The sequence below is a fragment of the Streptomyces sp. NPDC030893 genome, from assembly GCF_055571535.1.
Map to the genome: position 1 here is coordinate 310,759 of NZ_JBVIFC010000004.1, position 15,228 is coordinate 325,986.

Annotated in this window: 12 protein-coding genes and 1 pseudogene; 6 read left to right on the forward strand and 7 right to left on the reverse strand. The window is 73.6% G+C overall.

The window, feature by feature from the left end; genetic code table 11:
- Window positions 1–8 precede the first annotated feature (8 nt).
- The 5 genes from ACZ434_RS11190 to ACZ434_RS11210 are packed head-to-tail and all read right to left on the reverse strand — an operon-like array spanning window position 9 to window position 4,827.
- Entirely contained in the window at window positions 9–605 is a 597-nt protein-coding gene (locus ACZ434_RS11190) for a GTP-binding protein (protein WP_468454164.1), read from the reverse strand.
- A complete protein-coding gene (locus tag ACZ434_RS11195) occupies window positions 592–951 on the reverse strand; it encodes a DUF742 domain-containing protein (RefSeq protein WP_468454166.1) in 360 nt (119 codons plus the stop codon). The genes ACZ434_RS11190 and ACZ434_RS11195 overlap by 14 nt, the downstream gene beginning before the upstream one ends.
- A 1-nt stretch (window position 952) precedes the next feature.
- A complete protein-coding gene (locus ACZ434_RS11200; protein WP_468454168.1) occupies window positions 953–1,384 on the reverse strand; it encodes a roadblock/LC7 domain-containing protein in 432 nt (143 codons plus the stop codon).
- Window positions 1,381–3,765, reverse strand: coding sequence for a sensor histidine kinase (locus ACZ434_RS11205; RefSeq protein WP_468454170.1), 2,385 nt, complete (start codon window positions 3,763–3,765; stop codon window positions 1,381–1,383). Before ACZ434_RS11205 ends, ACZ434_RS11200 begins: the two co-directional genes overlap by 4 nt.
- A 51-nt stretch (window positions 3,766–3,816) precedes the next feature.
- Entirely contained in the window at window positions 3,817–4,827 is a 1,011-nt protein-coding gene (locus ACZ434_RS11210; RefSeq protein WP_468454172.1) for a substrate-binding domain-containing protein, read from the reverse strand.
- 676 nt (window positions 4,828–5,503) lie between these two features.
- Between ACZ434_RS11210 and ACZ434_RS11215 the strand changes: the two genes are divergently transcribed.
- The 4 genes from ACZ434_RS11215 (at window position 5,504) to ACZ434_RS11230 (ending at window position 10,235) form a co-directional block, all read left to right on the forward strand.
- Window positions 5,504–6,151, forward strand: a complete 648-nt coding sequence (locus ACZ434_RS11215; RefSeq protein ID WP_468454174.1) for a ScbR family autoregulator-binding transcription factor — start codon at window positions 5,504–5,506, stop codon at window positions 6,149–6,151.
- Window positions 6,152–6,192: 41 nt separating this feature from the next.
- Complete coding sequence (locus tag ACZ434_RS11220) at window positions 6,193–7,371, forward strand: damage-control phosphatase ARMT1 family protein (protein WP_468454176.1); 1,179 nt, start codon at window positions 6,193–6,195, stop codon at window positions 7,369–7,371.
- Between the two features lie 94 nt (window positions 7,372–7,465).
- Complete coding sequence (gene cyc2, locus ACZ434_RS11225; protein WP_468454179.1) at window positions 7,466–9,622, forward strand: germacradienol/geosmin synthase Cyc2; 2,157 nt, start codon at window positions 7,466–7,468, stop codon at window positions 9,620–9,622.
- A gap of 28 nt (window positions 9,623–9,650) precedes the next feature.
- Entirely contained in the window at window positions 9,651–10,235 is a 585-nt protein-coding gene (locus ACZ434_RS11230) for a PDZ domain-containing protein (protein ID WP_468454181.1), read from the forward strand.
- On the opposite strand, the pseudogene ACZ434_RS11235 reads toward ACZ434_RS11230, so the two are convergent.
- Window positions 10,228–10,982 (reverse strand): annotated as a pseudogene (locus tag ACZ434_RS11235) (metallophosphoesterase). The gene ACZ434_RS11230 and the pseudogene ACZ434_RS11235 sit on opposite strands and share 8 nt — an antisense overlap.
- A 191-nt stretch (window positions 10,983–11,173) precedes the next feature.
- On the opposite strand from ACZ434_RS11235, the gene ACZ434_RS11240 reads away from it, so the two are divergent.
- Both ACZ434_RS11240 and ACZ434_RS11245 read left to right on the forward strand, forming a co-directional pair.
- Window positions 11,174–12,301 (forward strand): M24 family metallopeptidase, encoded by a 1,128-nt coding sequence (locus tag ACZ434_RS11240; protein ID WP_468454183.1) that lies wholly within the window; start codon window positions 11,174–11,176, stop codon window positions 12,299–12,301.
- Window positions 12,302–12,351: 50 nt separating this feature from the next.
- Window positions 12,352–13,308, forward strand: a complete 957-nt coding sequence (locus tag ACZ434_RS11245) for an aminoglycoside phosphotransferase family protein (protein WP_468454185.1) — start codon at window positions 12,352–12,354, stop codon at window positions 13,306–13,308.
- 94 nt (window positions 13,309–13,402) lie between these two features.
- Here ACZ434_RS11245 and treZ read toward each other — a convergent pair whose 3' ends face one another.
- A complete protein-coding gene (gene treZ, locus ACZ434_RS11250; protein WP_468454187.1) occupies window positions 13,403–15,148 on the reverse strand; it encodes a malto-oligosyltrehalose trehalohydrolase in 1,746 nt (581 codons plus the stop codon).
- Between the last annotated feature and the right edge of the window lie 80 nt (window positions 15,149–15,228).

The following is a 15,228-nucleotide window of genomic DNA, read 5'->3' on the forward strand; positions in this document are numbered from 1 at the left end:
CCCGGCGGTCATCCCGCCGGGGCCGCCTGGGCGATCAGCCGGTCGATCAGCGCGATCAGCACGTCCCTGCTCGACTCCCGCTCCCGCGCGTCGCACAGCAGCACGGGCACGCCCTCCGGCAGCGTCAGCGCCTCCCGGATGTCCTCCGCCGGGTACGGGTGCTCACCGTGGAAGCCGTTGGCGGCGACCACGAACGGTATGCCCCGGCGCTCGAAGAAGTCGATCGCGGCGAAACTGGACTTGGGCCGGCGCACGTCCACCAGCACCACCGCGCCCAGCGCGCCGAGGGCCAGGTCGTTCCACATGAACCAGAACCGCTGCTGCCCCGGCGTGCCGAAGAGATACAGCACGAGATCGTCCGAGACGGTGATCCGGCCGAAGTCCAGGGCGACCGTGGTGGCACGTTTCTCCTCGACGCCGTCCAGGTCGTCGACGTCCAGCCCCGCCATGGTCAGCGGCTCCTCGGTGCGCAGCGGGACGATCTCGCTGACCGAGCCGACCATGGTGGTCTTGCCCACGCCGAAGCCACCGGCGATCAGGATCTTGACCGTGTCGGGTGCCGGACGGTCGGCGGATGCCTGAGCGGTGGTGTCAGAGCCGGCCAAGGCCCTCCCTCACTTTCTGCAGCAGGTCCAGATCCGGGGTGGTACGTGTGACGGGGTGCGGCGGGTGGACGGTGATCCGCCCCGCCTCCAGCAGGTCGCAGAGCATGATGACGATCACGCTCACCGGGAGGTCGAGCCGCGCGGCGAGCTCGGCGACCGCGACCGGCCGGTCGCACAGCCGCAGGATCCGCAGATGTTCGGGCTGCGGCCGGGCCGCGCCCACGGGCTGCGGATCGGCCGCCGTCACCGTGGTGATGAGGGTGAAGTCGGCGCGGCTGGGCCGGGTGCGGCCACCGGTCAGGGTGAACGGCCGTACCAGCCGGCCCGCCGAGTCGCTTCCGCCCACCTCACACGCCGGGGTCGACGGCGGGTCCCGCGGTCTCCCGCGGCGCCGCGCTGAGGTGCTCACCGATCTTCTTCACCAGCATGTTCATCTGGTACGCCACCACGCCGACGTCCGCGTTCGGCCCGGTCAGCACCACCAGATGGGCGCCGGGACCGGCCGAGGTGAGGATCAGGTAGCTGTGGGCCATCTCGATGAGCGCCTGACGCACCGGGCCGCCGCGGAAGTCCATGCTGACGCCCTTGCTGAGGCTCATCAGACCGGACGCGGTCGCCGCGAGGCGCTCGGCGTCGTCGCGCGGGAAACCCGTGGACTTGCTGACCACCAGCCCGTCCTCGGAGAGCACCACGGCCTGGTTCACGTCGGCGACCCGTTCCACGAGTCCGGTCAGCAGCTGGTCCAGCTGGGTGTGGGTGGCGGGGGCGGGGCGTGTCATGACGGTGTTCCTTCGTGAGCGGTCGGCGGTCGGCGGTCGGCGGTCGGAGTCGTGAACTCGGCGGGGGCGGCGGGCACATGCGCCGGTACGGCCTCGTCGGCGCCGTCCGTGCCGTCGTCCCGCGCCTGGCTCGTGCCCCGCTGGAAGCCGGCGAGGGAGGAGGCGGCGCGCTCCGCGGTGAAGTCGTCACCGGGGTCCTCACCGGCGTCCGGCACGGACTCCTCGCGCAGCTCGGCGGCCAGGCTGGTCTGCGGCACCCGGCGGGGGAGCGGGGTGAGCCCGTCCGGGCGGGCGGCGGGCGCCGGGTCGGCGGCCGGTGCCGGCGCGGTCCGTACGGCGCCGGCCGGCCGGGGCACGGCGGCCCGCGGGCCCGCGGCGGTCCCCCCGGATCCGCCGTCCGCCGTGTCCCGCACGGCCGCGGGTTCCGGAGCGCTCGGTGCGCCGCCGTCGTCCGGCGCGTCCCGCACCACGATCTCGTGCGGGATCAGCACGATCGCCGTGGTCCCGCCGTACGGCGACGGGCGCAGGGTGACGGCGATGCCGTGCCGGTGCGCGAGCTGCGAGATCACGAACATGCCCAGCCGGAGGTCGTCGGCGAGCGCGACCACGTCGAACTGCGGCGGCTCGGCCAACTGGGCGTTGAGGGAGGCGTAGTCCTCCTCCGACAGGCCGAGGCCCCGGTCCTCGACCTCCACGGCGAGCCCCTTGGCCACCATCGCCGCCCGCACCCCGACGGGGCTGGGCGCCGGCGAGTACACGGTCGCGTTGTCGATCAGCTCGGCCAGCAGATGGATCACGTCGGCCACCGCCGGCGGGGCGAGCGACACCTCCTCGTCGGTGAGCACCTCCACCCGCTGGTACTCGGCGACCTCCCCGACGGCACTGCGCACGATGTCGATCAGTGCGACCGGCTCGCTCCAGGAGCGGCCGGGACGCTCCCCGCTGACGATGACCAGGTTCTCCTCGTACCGGCGCAACTGGCTGGCGGTGGAGTCCAGTTCGTACAGGCCCTTGAGGACCTCGGGGTCGGTGTGCCGGCGCTCCAGCGCGTCGAGCTTGCTGAGCTGGAGGTTGACCAGGTTCTGGCTCTGGCGTGCGATGCCCAGGATGATCTTCTGGAACCCGCGTCGGGTGTCGGCGAGTTCGACCGCGGTGAGCACGGCGGTGCGCTGCGCGGTGTTGAACGCGCTCGCGACCTGGCCCAGTTCGTCGTGTCCGTAGTCCAGCGGGGTGGTCGCCGACTCCGCGTCGACCTTCTCGCCGCGCTCCAGCCGGGCCACCACGTCGGGCAGCCGCTCCTCCGCCAGCCCCAGGGTGGCCATCCGCAGACCGCGCAGCCGGCGGGACAGCGACCGGGTGATGCGCCAGGACAGGCCGACGCAGAGCAGCAGCGCGAGCAGCCCGGCGGCGCTCAGGGACGCGGCCGTCACCAGCAGGCTGCGGGCCTCGTCGGCGCTGCGGGTGAGCAGCGCGTCGGTCTGCTGACGGATCATCGTGGCGTACTGCGGGGAGACCTTGTCCATGGCCTGCTCCCACCGCGCCCGCAGGTCCGGGAGTTCGACGCTGCGGTCCTCGCCCTCCGCCGCGGTGGCGAGCACCTGGTCCTCGACCGCCTCCAGGGCGCGCCACTCCGCGCTCCGCAGGATGCGTTCGGTCTGGGTCCTGGTGCTGCCGGTCAGGGAGGGCACGATCTGGTCCTGGACCAGCCAGCGGCGGGTGTGGACCAGCTTCGCGAACTCGCTCCAGCCCTCCGCGTCGAGACGTCCGGACGGCCAGGCGAGGGTGAGGTGGGCGTCCTCCCGGGAGACCAGCTCGGCCGCGCGCTCCAGCGCGATCAGCGGCTGGGCCTGCGAGGTCAGGTCCCCGTCGTCGACCTGGGAGAGCTCCTGGAAGGCCTGGATCTGGTCGTCGATGATCGAGGTGTACTGGTCGAGTGCCTCCTCGGCCGTGATGTCACCGGGGTCGTCCACCTGGTCCCGGTAGTACTCCAGGCTGCCCACCGAGCCGAGCACCGAGTACAGCCGGTCCGAGACGCGCGCCGGCGCCTCGGCGATCACGTCGGCCTTCCCGGACAGTTTCGCCACCGCCGCGTCGGTCGTCTCGCGCTGGGCCTCCATCGCCGACCGCGAGCTCCGCGGATCGGCCAGCCACGCGGCGGTCAGCCTGCGCTCCTTCTGGAGCGCGAGGGTGGCGTGCGTGCCCATCGCGCCGGTGGAGCGGCTCAGTTCCGTCTGGGAGCGCAGCTCCAGCCCTTCCGAGAACATCTGGATCGTGGTCAGGCCCCACATGCCGGCGAGGGTGACGCTGGGCACGAGCGCGAGCAGGAACAGCGAGAGGCGAATGGAGCCGAAACGGCGCCGGGCCCCTGTCCGTGGAGACATCGTGGTCCTAGAGCGGTCGGGTGTCGGGGGAGGAGGTGGGCACGGCGCCCGTCAGCGGGTTCCGCGGGCGGCGAACCCGGCGACCGAGTCCGCGTTGGCCTTCGTGACGAACGCCGGTCCGGTCAGCACCGGCGCGACCCCGCCGCCGCTGATGTTGCCGTTGGCCCGGTACAGCCACAGCGCGTCCACGGCGAGGTAACCCTGAAGGTAGGGCTGCTGGTCGACGGCGAACTGCACGTCGCCGCCGCGTACGGCGTCCACCAGGTCCTTGTTGAGGTCGAAGGTGGCGACACCGGCGTCGCTGCCCGCATCCGCGGCCGCCTCGACCGCGGTGAGCGCGAACTCCGCGCCGTTGGTGACGACTTGGTCGATGCCGGGCTCCTGCCGCAGCTTCGCGGTGAGGATGCCGGAGACGGCACGCGTGTCGGTCCCGTCGACGTACAGGTTCTCCGTCGTCCCGTCGAACGCCTTCCGCACACCGGCGCAGCGGGCCTCCAGGCCGACGTTGCCTCGCTCGTGGACGACGCACAGGGCGTGCCCGGCCTTCAGTTCGTTCAGCTTCTCGCCGACGGCCCGGCCCGCCACGCTCTCGTCCTGACCGAAGAACTCCAGCAGCCCGGCCGGTTTCCAGGCGTCGATGCCCGAGTTGAGCCCGACGACGGGGATGTCCGCGGACCGTGCCTCGTTCACCGGGCCCTTCATGGCCTGCGGTTTGGCGAGCGTCAGCGCGATGCCGTCGACGCCGTCACGGACCGCCTGGCGGACCAGTTCGGCCTGGCCGGCCGGGTCCGGGTCGCTCGCGTACGTCAGCTCGATGCCGTCCTTGGCCGCCGCCGCCTCGGCGCCCTTCCGCACCCGGTCCCAGAAGGCGTCGCCCTCACTGCCGTGGGTGACCATCGCGACCTTCGTCCGCCCCGTGCCGGGCCCGCTCGCCCCGTCTGCGTCCGAGGAGTCGCCGGACGTCCCGAACGCGGAGCAGCCGCTCACCAGCAGACCGACGGCGGCTGCCAGGACCGCCGCGCGGTGTCGCGGGAAGCGCCGGGGCGGGGGAGACGTGTTCATGAGGAGTGCGGACCTCGCTGTACGGCCGAGCAAGAGCAGGGGAGAGCACGGCCGGCTGCCGCGGGGAGCGTACGCCGGCGGGGTGACTCTCGCTGGCCCGGAGCCAACCCTGTGCGACCGCTGGTCGTCAAGTGAAGGGCCACGTGAAGTGAGGTGATGCTGCCGCATTGTGATGAACCGTGAGACGGGGCGGCCGGCCGCGGCCGAGCCCTCCGGCGTGCCGCCGGCCGGCTCCGTTCGCCGCCGATGCGGGGCATAGCGTCCCGATCCCGGTCAACCGCCTTCCGGTGAGGGTGGGTTCCGGGCCGGATCGAGGGTTATCCCCGTATCCGGCCGGCCCGTGCGCTGCCTATCGTTCGAGCGCGGCCGGCCTCCGGTGAGTCCCGGACGGGCCCGCCGCCTGGCGTCCGGCCGTCACCAGCAGGCGGGCCGGCCGGTGCGGATGGGGCACCGGCCGGCCCGCCGTTCTCTTTCCTCCCGCCGATCTCTTTCCTCCCGGCCGCACTTGAATACCGGACGTGCTGTTTTCTTTGCGGCTCGACGTCCGCTTTGCCCTGGGGTGGCCAAATGCGTTGGCCCACCCGCGTGGTGGACACCGCCACAGGGTGAGTTATCGTGTACAAGGCGTTAAAACAAACGGCATGACCCGTTCCTTTCCGGCTCAGGAGTACAGGCGATGGCGAGGCAGGTACGCGCCGAGCAGACCCGCGCGACGATCATCACGGCCGCCGCCGACCTGTTCGACCGCCAGGGATACGAATCGACCAGTCTCAGCGACATCGTCGAGCACGCCCACGTCACCAAGGGGGCGCTCTACTTCCACTTCGCGGCGAAGGAGGACCTGGCCCACGCCGTCCTGGAACTCCAGTCCGCGACCTGCCGCCGGCTGGCCAGGGACACCGAGACACGCGGCCACACCTCCCTGGAGGCGCTGATGCGCCTCACCTTCTGCATAGCCAGGATGTCCGCCGAGGACCCCGTCCTGCGGGCCGGACTGCGGCTCGCCACCGGCGGCACCCGCCCGCGCCCGCCGCTCAGTCACCCCTTCACCGAGTGGCTGGACATCGTCACGGCCCGGCTGCTCGGCGCCGTCAAGGAGGCCGACGTCCACCCCGACGTCGACATCGACGTCGTGGCCCACTCCCTCGTCTGCTTCTTCGTCGGCACGCGTGTCGTCGGCCGCTCCCGGGAATCCGTCGCCCGGCAGCCCCGCCGTACGGCCGAGATGTGGCAGATCCTCATCCGCGGACTGGTCCCCGTGACCCGCCGCGCCCGCTACCTCTCCCTGGCCGCCCGCCTGGAACGGGAGATCGCGCCGGTCTGACATCCGGCGTGCGGCAACGGGCGCGCGTTACGGTGAGCCGCATGTCCGACATCCCCGCCGCGCCCGTGATCACCGCCGACCGGCCCGGCACGTTCCCGCACGGTGTGCTGGCCGAGCGGCACCCCGCGATCATCCGGCAGGTGCGCGAGGCCTTCCCGTACGAACCCGCCCAGCACCGCGCCCTCGACGCCCTGCTGGCCGAGTGCACCGAGGGCACCGTCGAACCGCTCCCGGAGGGCGCCCACGACCGGGAGCGCTGGCGGGCCTGGGGGATGGACACCTACGCCGGGCGCTCCTGGTACGACGTGCCGTGGCTGTGGTCCGAGAGCTGGTTCTACCGCCGGCTGCTGGACGCGGTGGGCTACTTCGGCCCCGGCCCCTGGCAGGGCATCGACCCCTTCCGCCCCTCCAAACTCGCCGAACTCCGCTCGCCCGCCACGGACGAGGAACTCGCCGCCCTCGACGACCTCACCGGCCGCCCCGAGGACGAACGGGCGGGCGCCCTGCTGCACGGCTCCCTGTGGGGCAACCGCGCCGACCTCGGCTTCCGGCTGTCCGCCGAGGGAGCCGAACAGGGCGCCGCCGTCCCCGCCCTGGTGGCCGACGACAGCGAGCGGCTGTGGCCGCTGCTCGACGCCTCCCCCACCGGCACCCTGTGCCTCGTCGCCGACAACGCGGGCCGCGAACTCGTCCCCGACCTGCTGCTCGTCGCCCATCTGCTCGCCCACGGCCGCATCGGCCGCGCGGTGCTGCACCTCAAACCCCACCCGTACTACGTCTCCGACGCCACCACCGCCGACGTCGTCGACGCGGTGCGCCGGCTCACCGGCGCCGGGGGAGCGGCGGCCGGGTACGGGCAGGGTCTGTGGGCCGCCCTCCGCGACGGCCGGCTCACCCTGCGCGCGCACCCCTTCTCCTGCTCGCCCCTGCCCTATGAGGACATGCCGGACGGCCTCCGCGCCGACTTCGCCGCCGCCACGGTCACCGTCCTCAAGGGCGACCTCAACTACCGCCGTCTCGTCGGCGACCGGTACTGGCCCGCGACCACACCGTTCGCCGACGTCACCGCGTACTTCCCGGGGCCGGTCGCCGCCCTGCGCACCCTGAAGTCCGACGTGATCACCGGGCTGAGCGCCGGAACCGAGGCGGCGCTGACGGCAGCCGAGGAACAGCGCTGGCGCACCGGCGGCACCCACGCGCTGATCCAGGTACGGACATGAGCCGATGACTCCCGTACGGGGGAGAGTTCACGCGATGGTGTGATCACGGCCCGGCCGGCGGATGCCGCCACCGGGCCACGGGTAGCCCCCGGCCATGACGCAGCCGTTCGAACTCCCGCACTTCTACATGCCGCACCCCGCGCGCCTCAACCCGCACCTCGAGGAGGCCCGCGCCCATTCGACGGCGTGGGCCCGCGAGATGGGCATGCTGGAGGGCAGCGGGGTCTGGGAGCAGGCCGATCTCGACGCGCACGACTACGGCCTGCTCTGCGCCTACACCCACCCCGACTGCGACGGGCCCGCCCTCTCGCTCATCACCGACTGGTACGTGTGGGTCTTCTTCTTCGACGACCACTTCCTGGAGATGTTCAAGCGCACCCAGGACCGCGGCGCCGGAAAGGCCCACCTGGACCGGCTGCCGCTGTTCATGCCGCTGGAGCCGGGAGCGCCCGTGCCCGAGCCGGAGAACCCGGTCGAGGCGGGCCTCGCGGACCTGTGGGCGCGTACCGTGCCGGCGATGTCCGCCGACTGGCGCCGCCGCTTCGCCGTCGCCACCGAGCACCTCCTCAACGAGTCCCTGTGGGAGCTGTCCAACATCAACGAGGGGCGGATCGCCAACCCCGTCGAGTACATCGAGATGCGCCGCAAGGTGGGCGGCGCCCCCTGGTCGGCCGGGCTCGTCGAGTACGCGACCGCCGAAGTGCCCGCCGCCGTCGCCGGGACGCGGCCGCTCAGGGTGCTCATGGAGACGTTCTCCGACGCCGTGCACCTGCGCAACGACCTGTTCTCCTACCAGCGGGAGGTCGAGGACGAGGGCGAACTCAGCAACGGCGTACTCGTCCTGGAGACCTTCTTCGGCTGCAGCACCCAGGAGGCCGCCGAACTCGTCAACGACGTCCTCACCTCACGCCTGCACCAGTTCGAGCACACCGCGTTCACCGAAGTGCCCGCCGTGGCGCTGGAGAACGGCCTCACCCCGGACCAGGTCGCGGCGGTGGCGGCGTACGCGAAGGGCCTGCAGGACTGGCAGTCCGGCGGCCACGAATGGCATCTGCGCTCCAGCAGGTACATGAACGAGGGCGCGCGCTCCGGCGCCCCCTGGCTGTCGCCGTCCGGCCCGGGGACGTCCGCCGCCGACATCGGCGCGCTGCTCGCCACCACGGGGGCCCGGCGCTGGCGTGCCCACACCCAGGTGCCGTTCCCGAAGGTCGGCCCGTCGGTCATCCCGGAGATCGAGATGCCGTTCCCGCTGCGGCTCAGCCCCGCCCTCGACGGATCGCGGCGGCACCTGCTGGAGTGGTCGCGGCGGATGGGCATCCTCAGCGAGGGCGTCTGGGACGAGGACAAGCTGGAGAGCTGCGACCTGCCGCTGTGCGCGGCCGGCCTCGACCCGGACGCCACCCAGGAGCAGCTCGACCTCGCCTCCGGATGGCTGGCGTTCGGCACCTACGGCGACGACTACTACCCGCTGGTGTACGGGCACCGCCGCGACCTGGCCGTCGCCCGGCTGACCACCGCCCGCCTCGCCGCCTGCATGCCCCTGGACGACGGGCCGGTGCCGCCGCCCGCCAACGCCATGGAACGCTCCCTGCACGACCTGTGGACGCGTACGACGGCCGGTATGACGCCGGACGAGCGCCGTCCCCTGAAGGCGGCGGTCGAGACGATGACCGAGGCCTGGGTGTGGGAGCTGGCCAACCAGATCCAGAACCGGGTCCCGGACCCGGTGGACTACCTGGAGATGCGGCGCGCCACCTTCGGCTCCGACCTCACCCTGGGACTCTGCCGCGCCGGACACGGGCCGGCGGTGCCGTCCGAGGTCTACCGCAGCGGGCCCGTGCGCTCCCTGGAGAACGCGGCGATCGACTACGCGTGCCTGCTCAACGACGTCTTCTCCTACCAGAAGGAGATCGAGTTCGAGGGCGAGATCCACAACGCGGTCCTCGTCGTGCAGAACTTCTTCGGCGTCGACTACCCGACCGCGCTGCCCGTGGTGCAGGACCTGATGAACCAGCGCATGCGCCAGTTCCAGCATGTCGTGGCACACGAACTGCCCGTCGTCTACGACGACTTCCAGCTCTCGAAGGAGGCACGGGAGATCATGCAGGGGTATGTGACGGACCTGCAGAACTGGATGGCGGGCATCCTCAACTGGCACCGGAACGTGGCGCGGTACAAGGACGAGTACCTGTCCGGCCGGATCCACGGCTTCCTCCCGTACCGCGCGCCGGCCCTCCCGGCGCTCGTCTGACGGCCGGGCGCCGCTGCCGGAGGTGACCATGGAACAACCCGCGCTGCGGCCCAGGCCCCTGCCCGGGGAGCGGGGCGGTCCGAACGGCCGGGGCGGTCCGCGGGACCGTCCCGGGTCCGGCCGGGTGTCCGGGCAGCACGCCGGGCGCCTGCGCGGGCGACGGTTGGTGAGTGCGGTGCTCGGCGTCCTGGCGGGTGGGGTGCTGGTGCTGTCCGGCGTCGGGCTGGGGGCGATGGGCGCCACCGTCGTCGGCGCGGGCGGGATCGCCGACGTGACGGGCCGGCCGGCGACGGCCCCCGCTCCCGGCCCGTCCCCGCCGTCGCCCCCCGTCGCCCCCTCCGCGCCGGTCGCCGCCCGGCTCGGCGTGGAGGTGGCCGACGACCGCGGACCGGGCGCCCGGGTCGTCGGAGTGCACATCCCGGGCCCCGGCTTCTCGGCCGGTCTGGCACGGGGGGACGTACTCCTCGACTTCGGCGGTACGCGCGTCGACTCCGCCGCGGACCTGGCCCGCGCCGTCGCCCGGGCCCGCCCGGGCGACGAGGTGAGACTGACGGTGCGCCACCGGGGCGGCGGCTACCGGCAGCTGACGGCGGTTCCCGGCGTCGTCACGTGACCACGCGGAAGTGGCTGGTGAGCCGGGCCTCGTCGTCCAGGACGTGGAAGGCGAGGCCGACCGGGGCGTCCCGGTCGGCGATCTGCCCGCCCTCCCAGGGCAGCCGCAGCGTCCAGGTCACCCCCGGCCCACGAGCACCGGACGGCCGGCGAAGGTGGTGGCGGCCGGGGTATGGGCGTGACCGGTGATCAGCCCGGCGACCTGCGGCCGGCCCGCCAGGAGGGCGGCCGGCCGCCCGGCGCCGCGCAGCGGGCAGGAGTCGGGGAGGGGGTGGTGCAGGGGCACCGGCGGGTGGTGGAAGGCGAGCAGCACCGGCAGGCCGTCGTCGAGTCCGTCGAGCGTCGACTCGATCCAGGCGAGGGTCTCCGCGTCCAGCTCGCCGTCGTCACGGCCCGGGGTGCTCGAGTCGCACATCAGCACGGCGCCGCCGTCCAGCACGTGGGCTCGGTTCACCGGCCCGTCCGCGGCCGGCTCCCCCAGCAGGACCTCGCGGTACGGGGCCCGGCTGTCGTGGTTGCCCGGACAGGTCAGCACGGGTAACGGGGCGTCCCCGCCGGGCAGCCCGAGGAGGCGGGCGGCCTCCTCGTACTCGGCCTCGGTGCCGTGGTCCGCGATGTCCCCGGTCACCAGCAGCGCGTCCGGCCGCCGCGGCAGCTCCCACAGCAGGTCGCGCACCCGCCGGGCCCGTTCGGCCGCCCGCTCCGTTCCGTCCAGATGCAGATCGCTGATGTGTGCGAGTACGAGCACGGTCGGGGGTCTCCTCGGCTCGGTCTGCGGGCGGTCACACGTGGTCAAGCACGATGACCAATGCTTGAACACCGTCTATCCATTGGTCGGCGGGGATGGCCGGGCGAACACCGCGAACCGGCTCGCGCCGCCCCCGTCCGCCGGGCAGGATGCTGCCCGTAGCCCTGACGCCCGCCCTGGGAGGCCACCGGATGACCGGCACCGCGCCCGCGCCCTTCACCGCCGACGACTACAAGGCCCGTATGGACCGGGCGGCACGGCAGGCCGCCGGGGCCGGGCTCGCCGGACTGCTCGTGGCGCCGGGCCCCGACCTGGTGTGGCTCACGGGATACACCCCCACCGCGGTCACCGAGCGGCTCACCCTGCTGGTCCTGGCCCCCGGCCGGGACCCCGTGCTCGTCGTCCCCACCCTCGAGGCCCCGGACGCCGAGCGCGCCCCGGGCGCCTCCGCCCTGACCCTGCGCGACTGGACCGACGGCAAGGACCCCTACGCCGCCACCGCCGCCCTGCTGGACACCGACGGCCGGTTCGGCATCAGCGACAACACCTGGGCCATGCACCTGCTGGGCCTGCAGCAGACGCTGCCCGGCACCTCGTACGCCTCCCTCACCGAGGCCCTGCCGATGCTGCGCGCCGTCAAGGACACCGCCGAGCTGGACCTCCTGGCCGCCGCGGGAGCCGCCGCCGACGCGGCCTTCGAGGAGATCGGGAACGCCCCCTTCGCGGGCCGCAGGGAGACCGACGTCGCCGCCGACCTGGCCGCCCTGCTGCGCCGGTTCGGACACTCCCAGGTCGACTTCACCATCGTCGCCTCCGGCCCCCACGGGGCCAACCCGCACCACGAGACCGGCGACCGCGTCATCGAACGCGGCGACATGGTCGTCCTCGACTTCGGCGGCCTCAAGGACGGCTACGGCTCCGACACCTCCCGCACCGTCCACGTCGGGGAACCCACCGACGAGGAACGCCGGGTGCACGACCTGGTGCGCGAGGCCCAGGAGGCGGGCTTCCGCGCGGTACGGCCCGGCGCCGCCTGCCAGGACGTCGACCGGGCCGCCCGCGCCGTCATCGCCGACGCGGGGTACGGGGAGTACTTCATCCACCGCACCGGGCACGGCATCGGCGTCACCACGCACGAACCCCCGTACATGATCGAGGGGGAGGAGCAGCCCCTCGTCCCCGGCATGTGCTTCTCCGTCGAACCCGGCGTCTACCTGCCCGGCCGGTTCGGGGTGCGCATCGAGGACATCGTGACCGTGACCGAGGACGGCGGGCGGCGGTTGAACAACACCGCGCGGGAGATGGTCATAGTGGACTGAACGACCCCTTCCGTCCCTGTGTCGCCTCCCCGAACGGCAAGGGCACGACCATGACCCAGGCACCGACACCCACCGCGGACACCGTCCGCCGACTGGCCCGTTCCCTGCTCGAGGACGCCGGGGGAGGAGGCGGTGCGGCAGCCGCCGCAGGTCCCGACGTGCGGCCGGTCACCGGGGGCGCCGCGCCCGCCGCCTGGTGGGTGGGCGCCCGCCATGTGCTGCGCCTGGCCCCGGACCGCGACACGAGCGCCCGCCGGCGCCGCGAACTGCGGCTGCGCGACCTGGTCCGCCCGCACGTCCCGCTCGCCCTGCCGGCCTCCGTCGCACAGGGGGAGTGGGCACCCGGTCTGCTCTGCACCCTCGACACCAGGCTGCCCGGCGGGACGGCGGAGGAGCACGCCGTGTCCGCCGTCGGCGAGACCGACCTGGCCGGGCTGCTCACGGGACTGCGCGAGGTACCGGCGCGGCAGGCCGGGACGCTCGGCGTGCCGCGCGTGTCCCCGCGGTCCCTGGAGGCGCTGCGCCGGACCGCCGCGCAGGCCGCCGAACGGCTCGCCGCGGCCGACGAGTTCGACCCCGCCCGGCTGCACCGGCTCACCCCGCCGGCCGCGGCGCAGCTCGCCGCTCAGCCCGGTACGGCGGTCCTCGTCCACCACGCCCTCACCGGCGGGCACCTCGTGGTCGGCGCGGACGGCCGGGTGCGCGGGGTCCTCGGCTGGGACGCGGCGGTGGTCGGCGACCCGGCCGAGGACATCGCGGGCCTCGCGCTCGCCGTCGGCGCCCCGGCCGCCGTACGGGCCGCCACCCTCGCCGGCTACGGCGCCCGCCCCTGCCTGCGCGGCCTGTGGCTGGCCCGCTGCGACGCCCTCGTCCACCTGGACGCGGAACTCACCGGCCGCACCCCCGCCACGCCGCCCCTCCTCCCGCGCACCCGGCTGCGGCGCGCCTGGGAGCCGATCATGCTGGAGCGCGTGACGGACCTCAGGGACGGCGACGAGGCTCCCTAGGGGCCCCCTAGGGGACCCCTTTGAGGCCCCTAGACGGTCCCGTCGCCCTCCCGTCCGGCGGGCGGAGCCGGCGACAGGACCCGGCCGGGCGGTCTCACTCCTGCACCAGCACCACCGCCGACTCGGCGGGCAGACGCAGCACTCCGTCCGGGCCCGGCGGCTCCACGGGCTCCCACGCGGCGAGCACCCGCGCGCCGGGGACACCGAGGGGGACGGCCGCCGGGCGGTCCCCGAGGTTCACCGCCACCCGGACGTCTCCGCGCCGGAAGGCGAGCCAGCGGTGCTCCTCGTCGTAGGCCACCTTGGTGTCGCCGAGGTCGGGGTCGACGAGGTCCGGCTGGGCGTGGCGCACGGCGACGAGCAGCCGGTACCAGGCCAGCACGCGCGCGTGCGGCTCGCGTTCCGGCTCCGACCAGTCCAGGCAGGAGCGGTCGCGGGTGGCGGGGTCCTGCGGGTCGGGCACGTCCTCTTTCGCCCAGCCGTGCGCCGCGAACTCCCGGCGCCGCCCGTCGCTCACCGCCTCGGCGAGCTCCGTGTCGGTGTGGTCGGTGAAGAACTGCCAGGGCGTGCCCGCCGCCCACTCCTCGCCCATGAACAGCATCGGCGTGAAGGGAGCGGTCAGCGTCAGGGCCGCGGCGCAGGCCAGCAGCCCCGGGGAGACCAGCGCGGCGAGACGGTCCCCCTGGGCGCGGTTGCCCACCTGGTCGTGGGTCTGGCTGTACCCGAGGAGCCGGTGCCCGGCCACCCGGGTGCGGTCCAGCGGGCGGCCGTGGTGCCGGCCCCGGAAACTCGAGTACGTGCCGTCGTGGAAGAAGCCGCCGGTGAGGGTCTTGGCCAGGGCCGCGAACGGGGCGCGCGCGAAGTCGGCGTAGTAGCCCCGTGACTCGCCGGTCAGGGCGGCGTGCAGGGCGTGGTGGAAGTCGTCGTTCCATTGCGCGTGGATCCCGAAGCCGCCGTCCTCGCGCGGCGTGACGACCCGGGGGTCGTTCAGATCCGACTCGGCGATCAGGAAGAGCGGCCGGCCCGTGTCGGCGGACAGGTCGTCCACCGCGCGGGAGAGCTCCTCCAGGAAGTGGTACGCGCGTGTGTCCACCAGCGCGTGCACCGCGTCCAGCCGCAGCCCGTCGATCCGGTAGTCCCGCAGCCACGCCAGCGCGCTGTCCACGAGGTACGCGCGCACCTCGTCGGAGCCGGGCGCGTCCAGATTGACCGCCGCGCCCCACGGGGTGTGATGGGTGTCGGTGAAGTACGGGCCGAACAGCGGCAGGTAGTTCCCGGACGGCCCCAGATGGTTGTGCACGACGTCCAGGACGACGCCGAGACCCAGCGCGTGCGCCCGGTCGACGAACCGTTTCAGCCCCTCGGGCCCGCCGTACGGCTCGTGCACCGCCCACAGCGAGACGCCCTCGTACCCCCACCCGTGCCGGCCCGGGAACGGGCACACCGGCATCAACTCCACGTGTGTCACGCCCAGGTCCGCGAGATGACCGAGCCGCTCGGCGGCCGCGTCGAAGGTGCCCTCGCGCGTGTACGTGCCCACATGCATCTCGTACAGCACCGCGCCGGGCAGCGGACGCCCCGCCCACCGCGCGCCCCAGGCGAACCGGTCGTGGTCCACGACGGCGCTCGGCCCGCCCGGCCCGTCGGGCTGACGGCGCGAGCGCGGATCGGGCAGCAGCGGCCCGTCGTCCAGCGCGAAACCGTACCGGGAGCCGTCCCGCGCCTCGGCCTCCCCGCGCCACCACCCCTCACGCTCCGGATCGCGCTCCAGCGCACGCGCGACGCCGTCGCACTGGAGCGTCACCCTGCCGGCCTGCGGTGCCCACACCTCGAACTGCACGGACGGTTCCCCTTCGTCTGCTCACCGTGATGTAGCCCGTCCATCGTGCGTCATGGCAGATCGATTCGCCGGGGGATTCC

Coding starts and splice junctions, on each gene's coding strand:
- ACZ434_RS11200 (WP_468454168.1), bottom strand. CDS start 1,384: ATGACACGCCCCGCCCCCGCCACCCACACCCAGCTGGACCAGCTGCTG.
- ACZ434_RS11205 (WP_468454170.1), bottom strand. CDS start 3,765: ATGTCTCCACGGACAGGGGCCCGGCGCCGTTTCGGCTCCATTCGCCTC.
- ACZ434_RS11210 (WP_468454172.1), bottom strand. CDS start 4,827: ATGAACACGTCTCCCCCGCCCCGGCGCTTCCCGCGACACCGCGCGGCG.
- ACZ434_RS11215 (WP_468454174.1), top strand. CDS start 5,504: ATGGCGAGGCAGGTACGCGCCGAGCAGACCCGCGCGACGATCATCACG.
- ACZ434_RS11220 (WP_468454176.1), top strand. CDS start 6,193: ATGTCCGACATCCCCGCCGCGCCCGTGATCACCGCCGACCGGCCCGGC.
- cyc2 (WP_468454179.1), top strand. CDS start 7,466: ATGACGCAGCCGTTCGAACTCCCGCACTTCTACATGCCGCACCCCGCG.
- ACZ434_RS11230 (WP_468454181.1), top strand. CDS start 9,651: ATGGAACAACCCGCGCTGCGGCCCAGGCCCCTGCCCGGGGAGCGGGGC.
- ACZ434_RS11240 (WP_468454183.1), top strand. CDS start 11,174: ATGACCGGCACCGCGCCCGCGCCCTTCACCGCCGACGACTACAAGGCC.
- ACZ434_RS11245 (WP_468454185.1), top strand. CDS start 12,352: ATGACCCAGGCACCGACACCCACCGCGGACACCGTCCGCCGACTGGCC.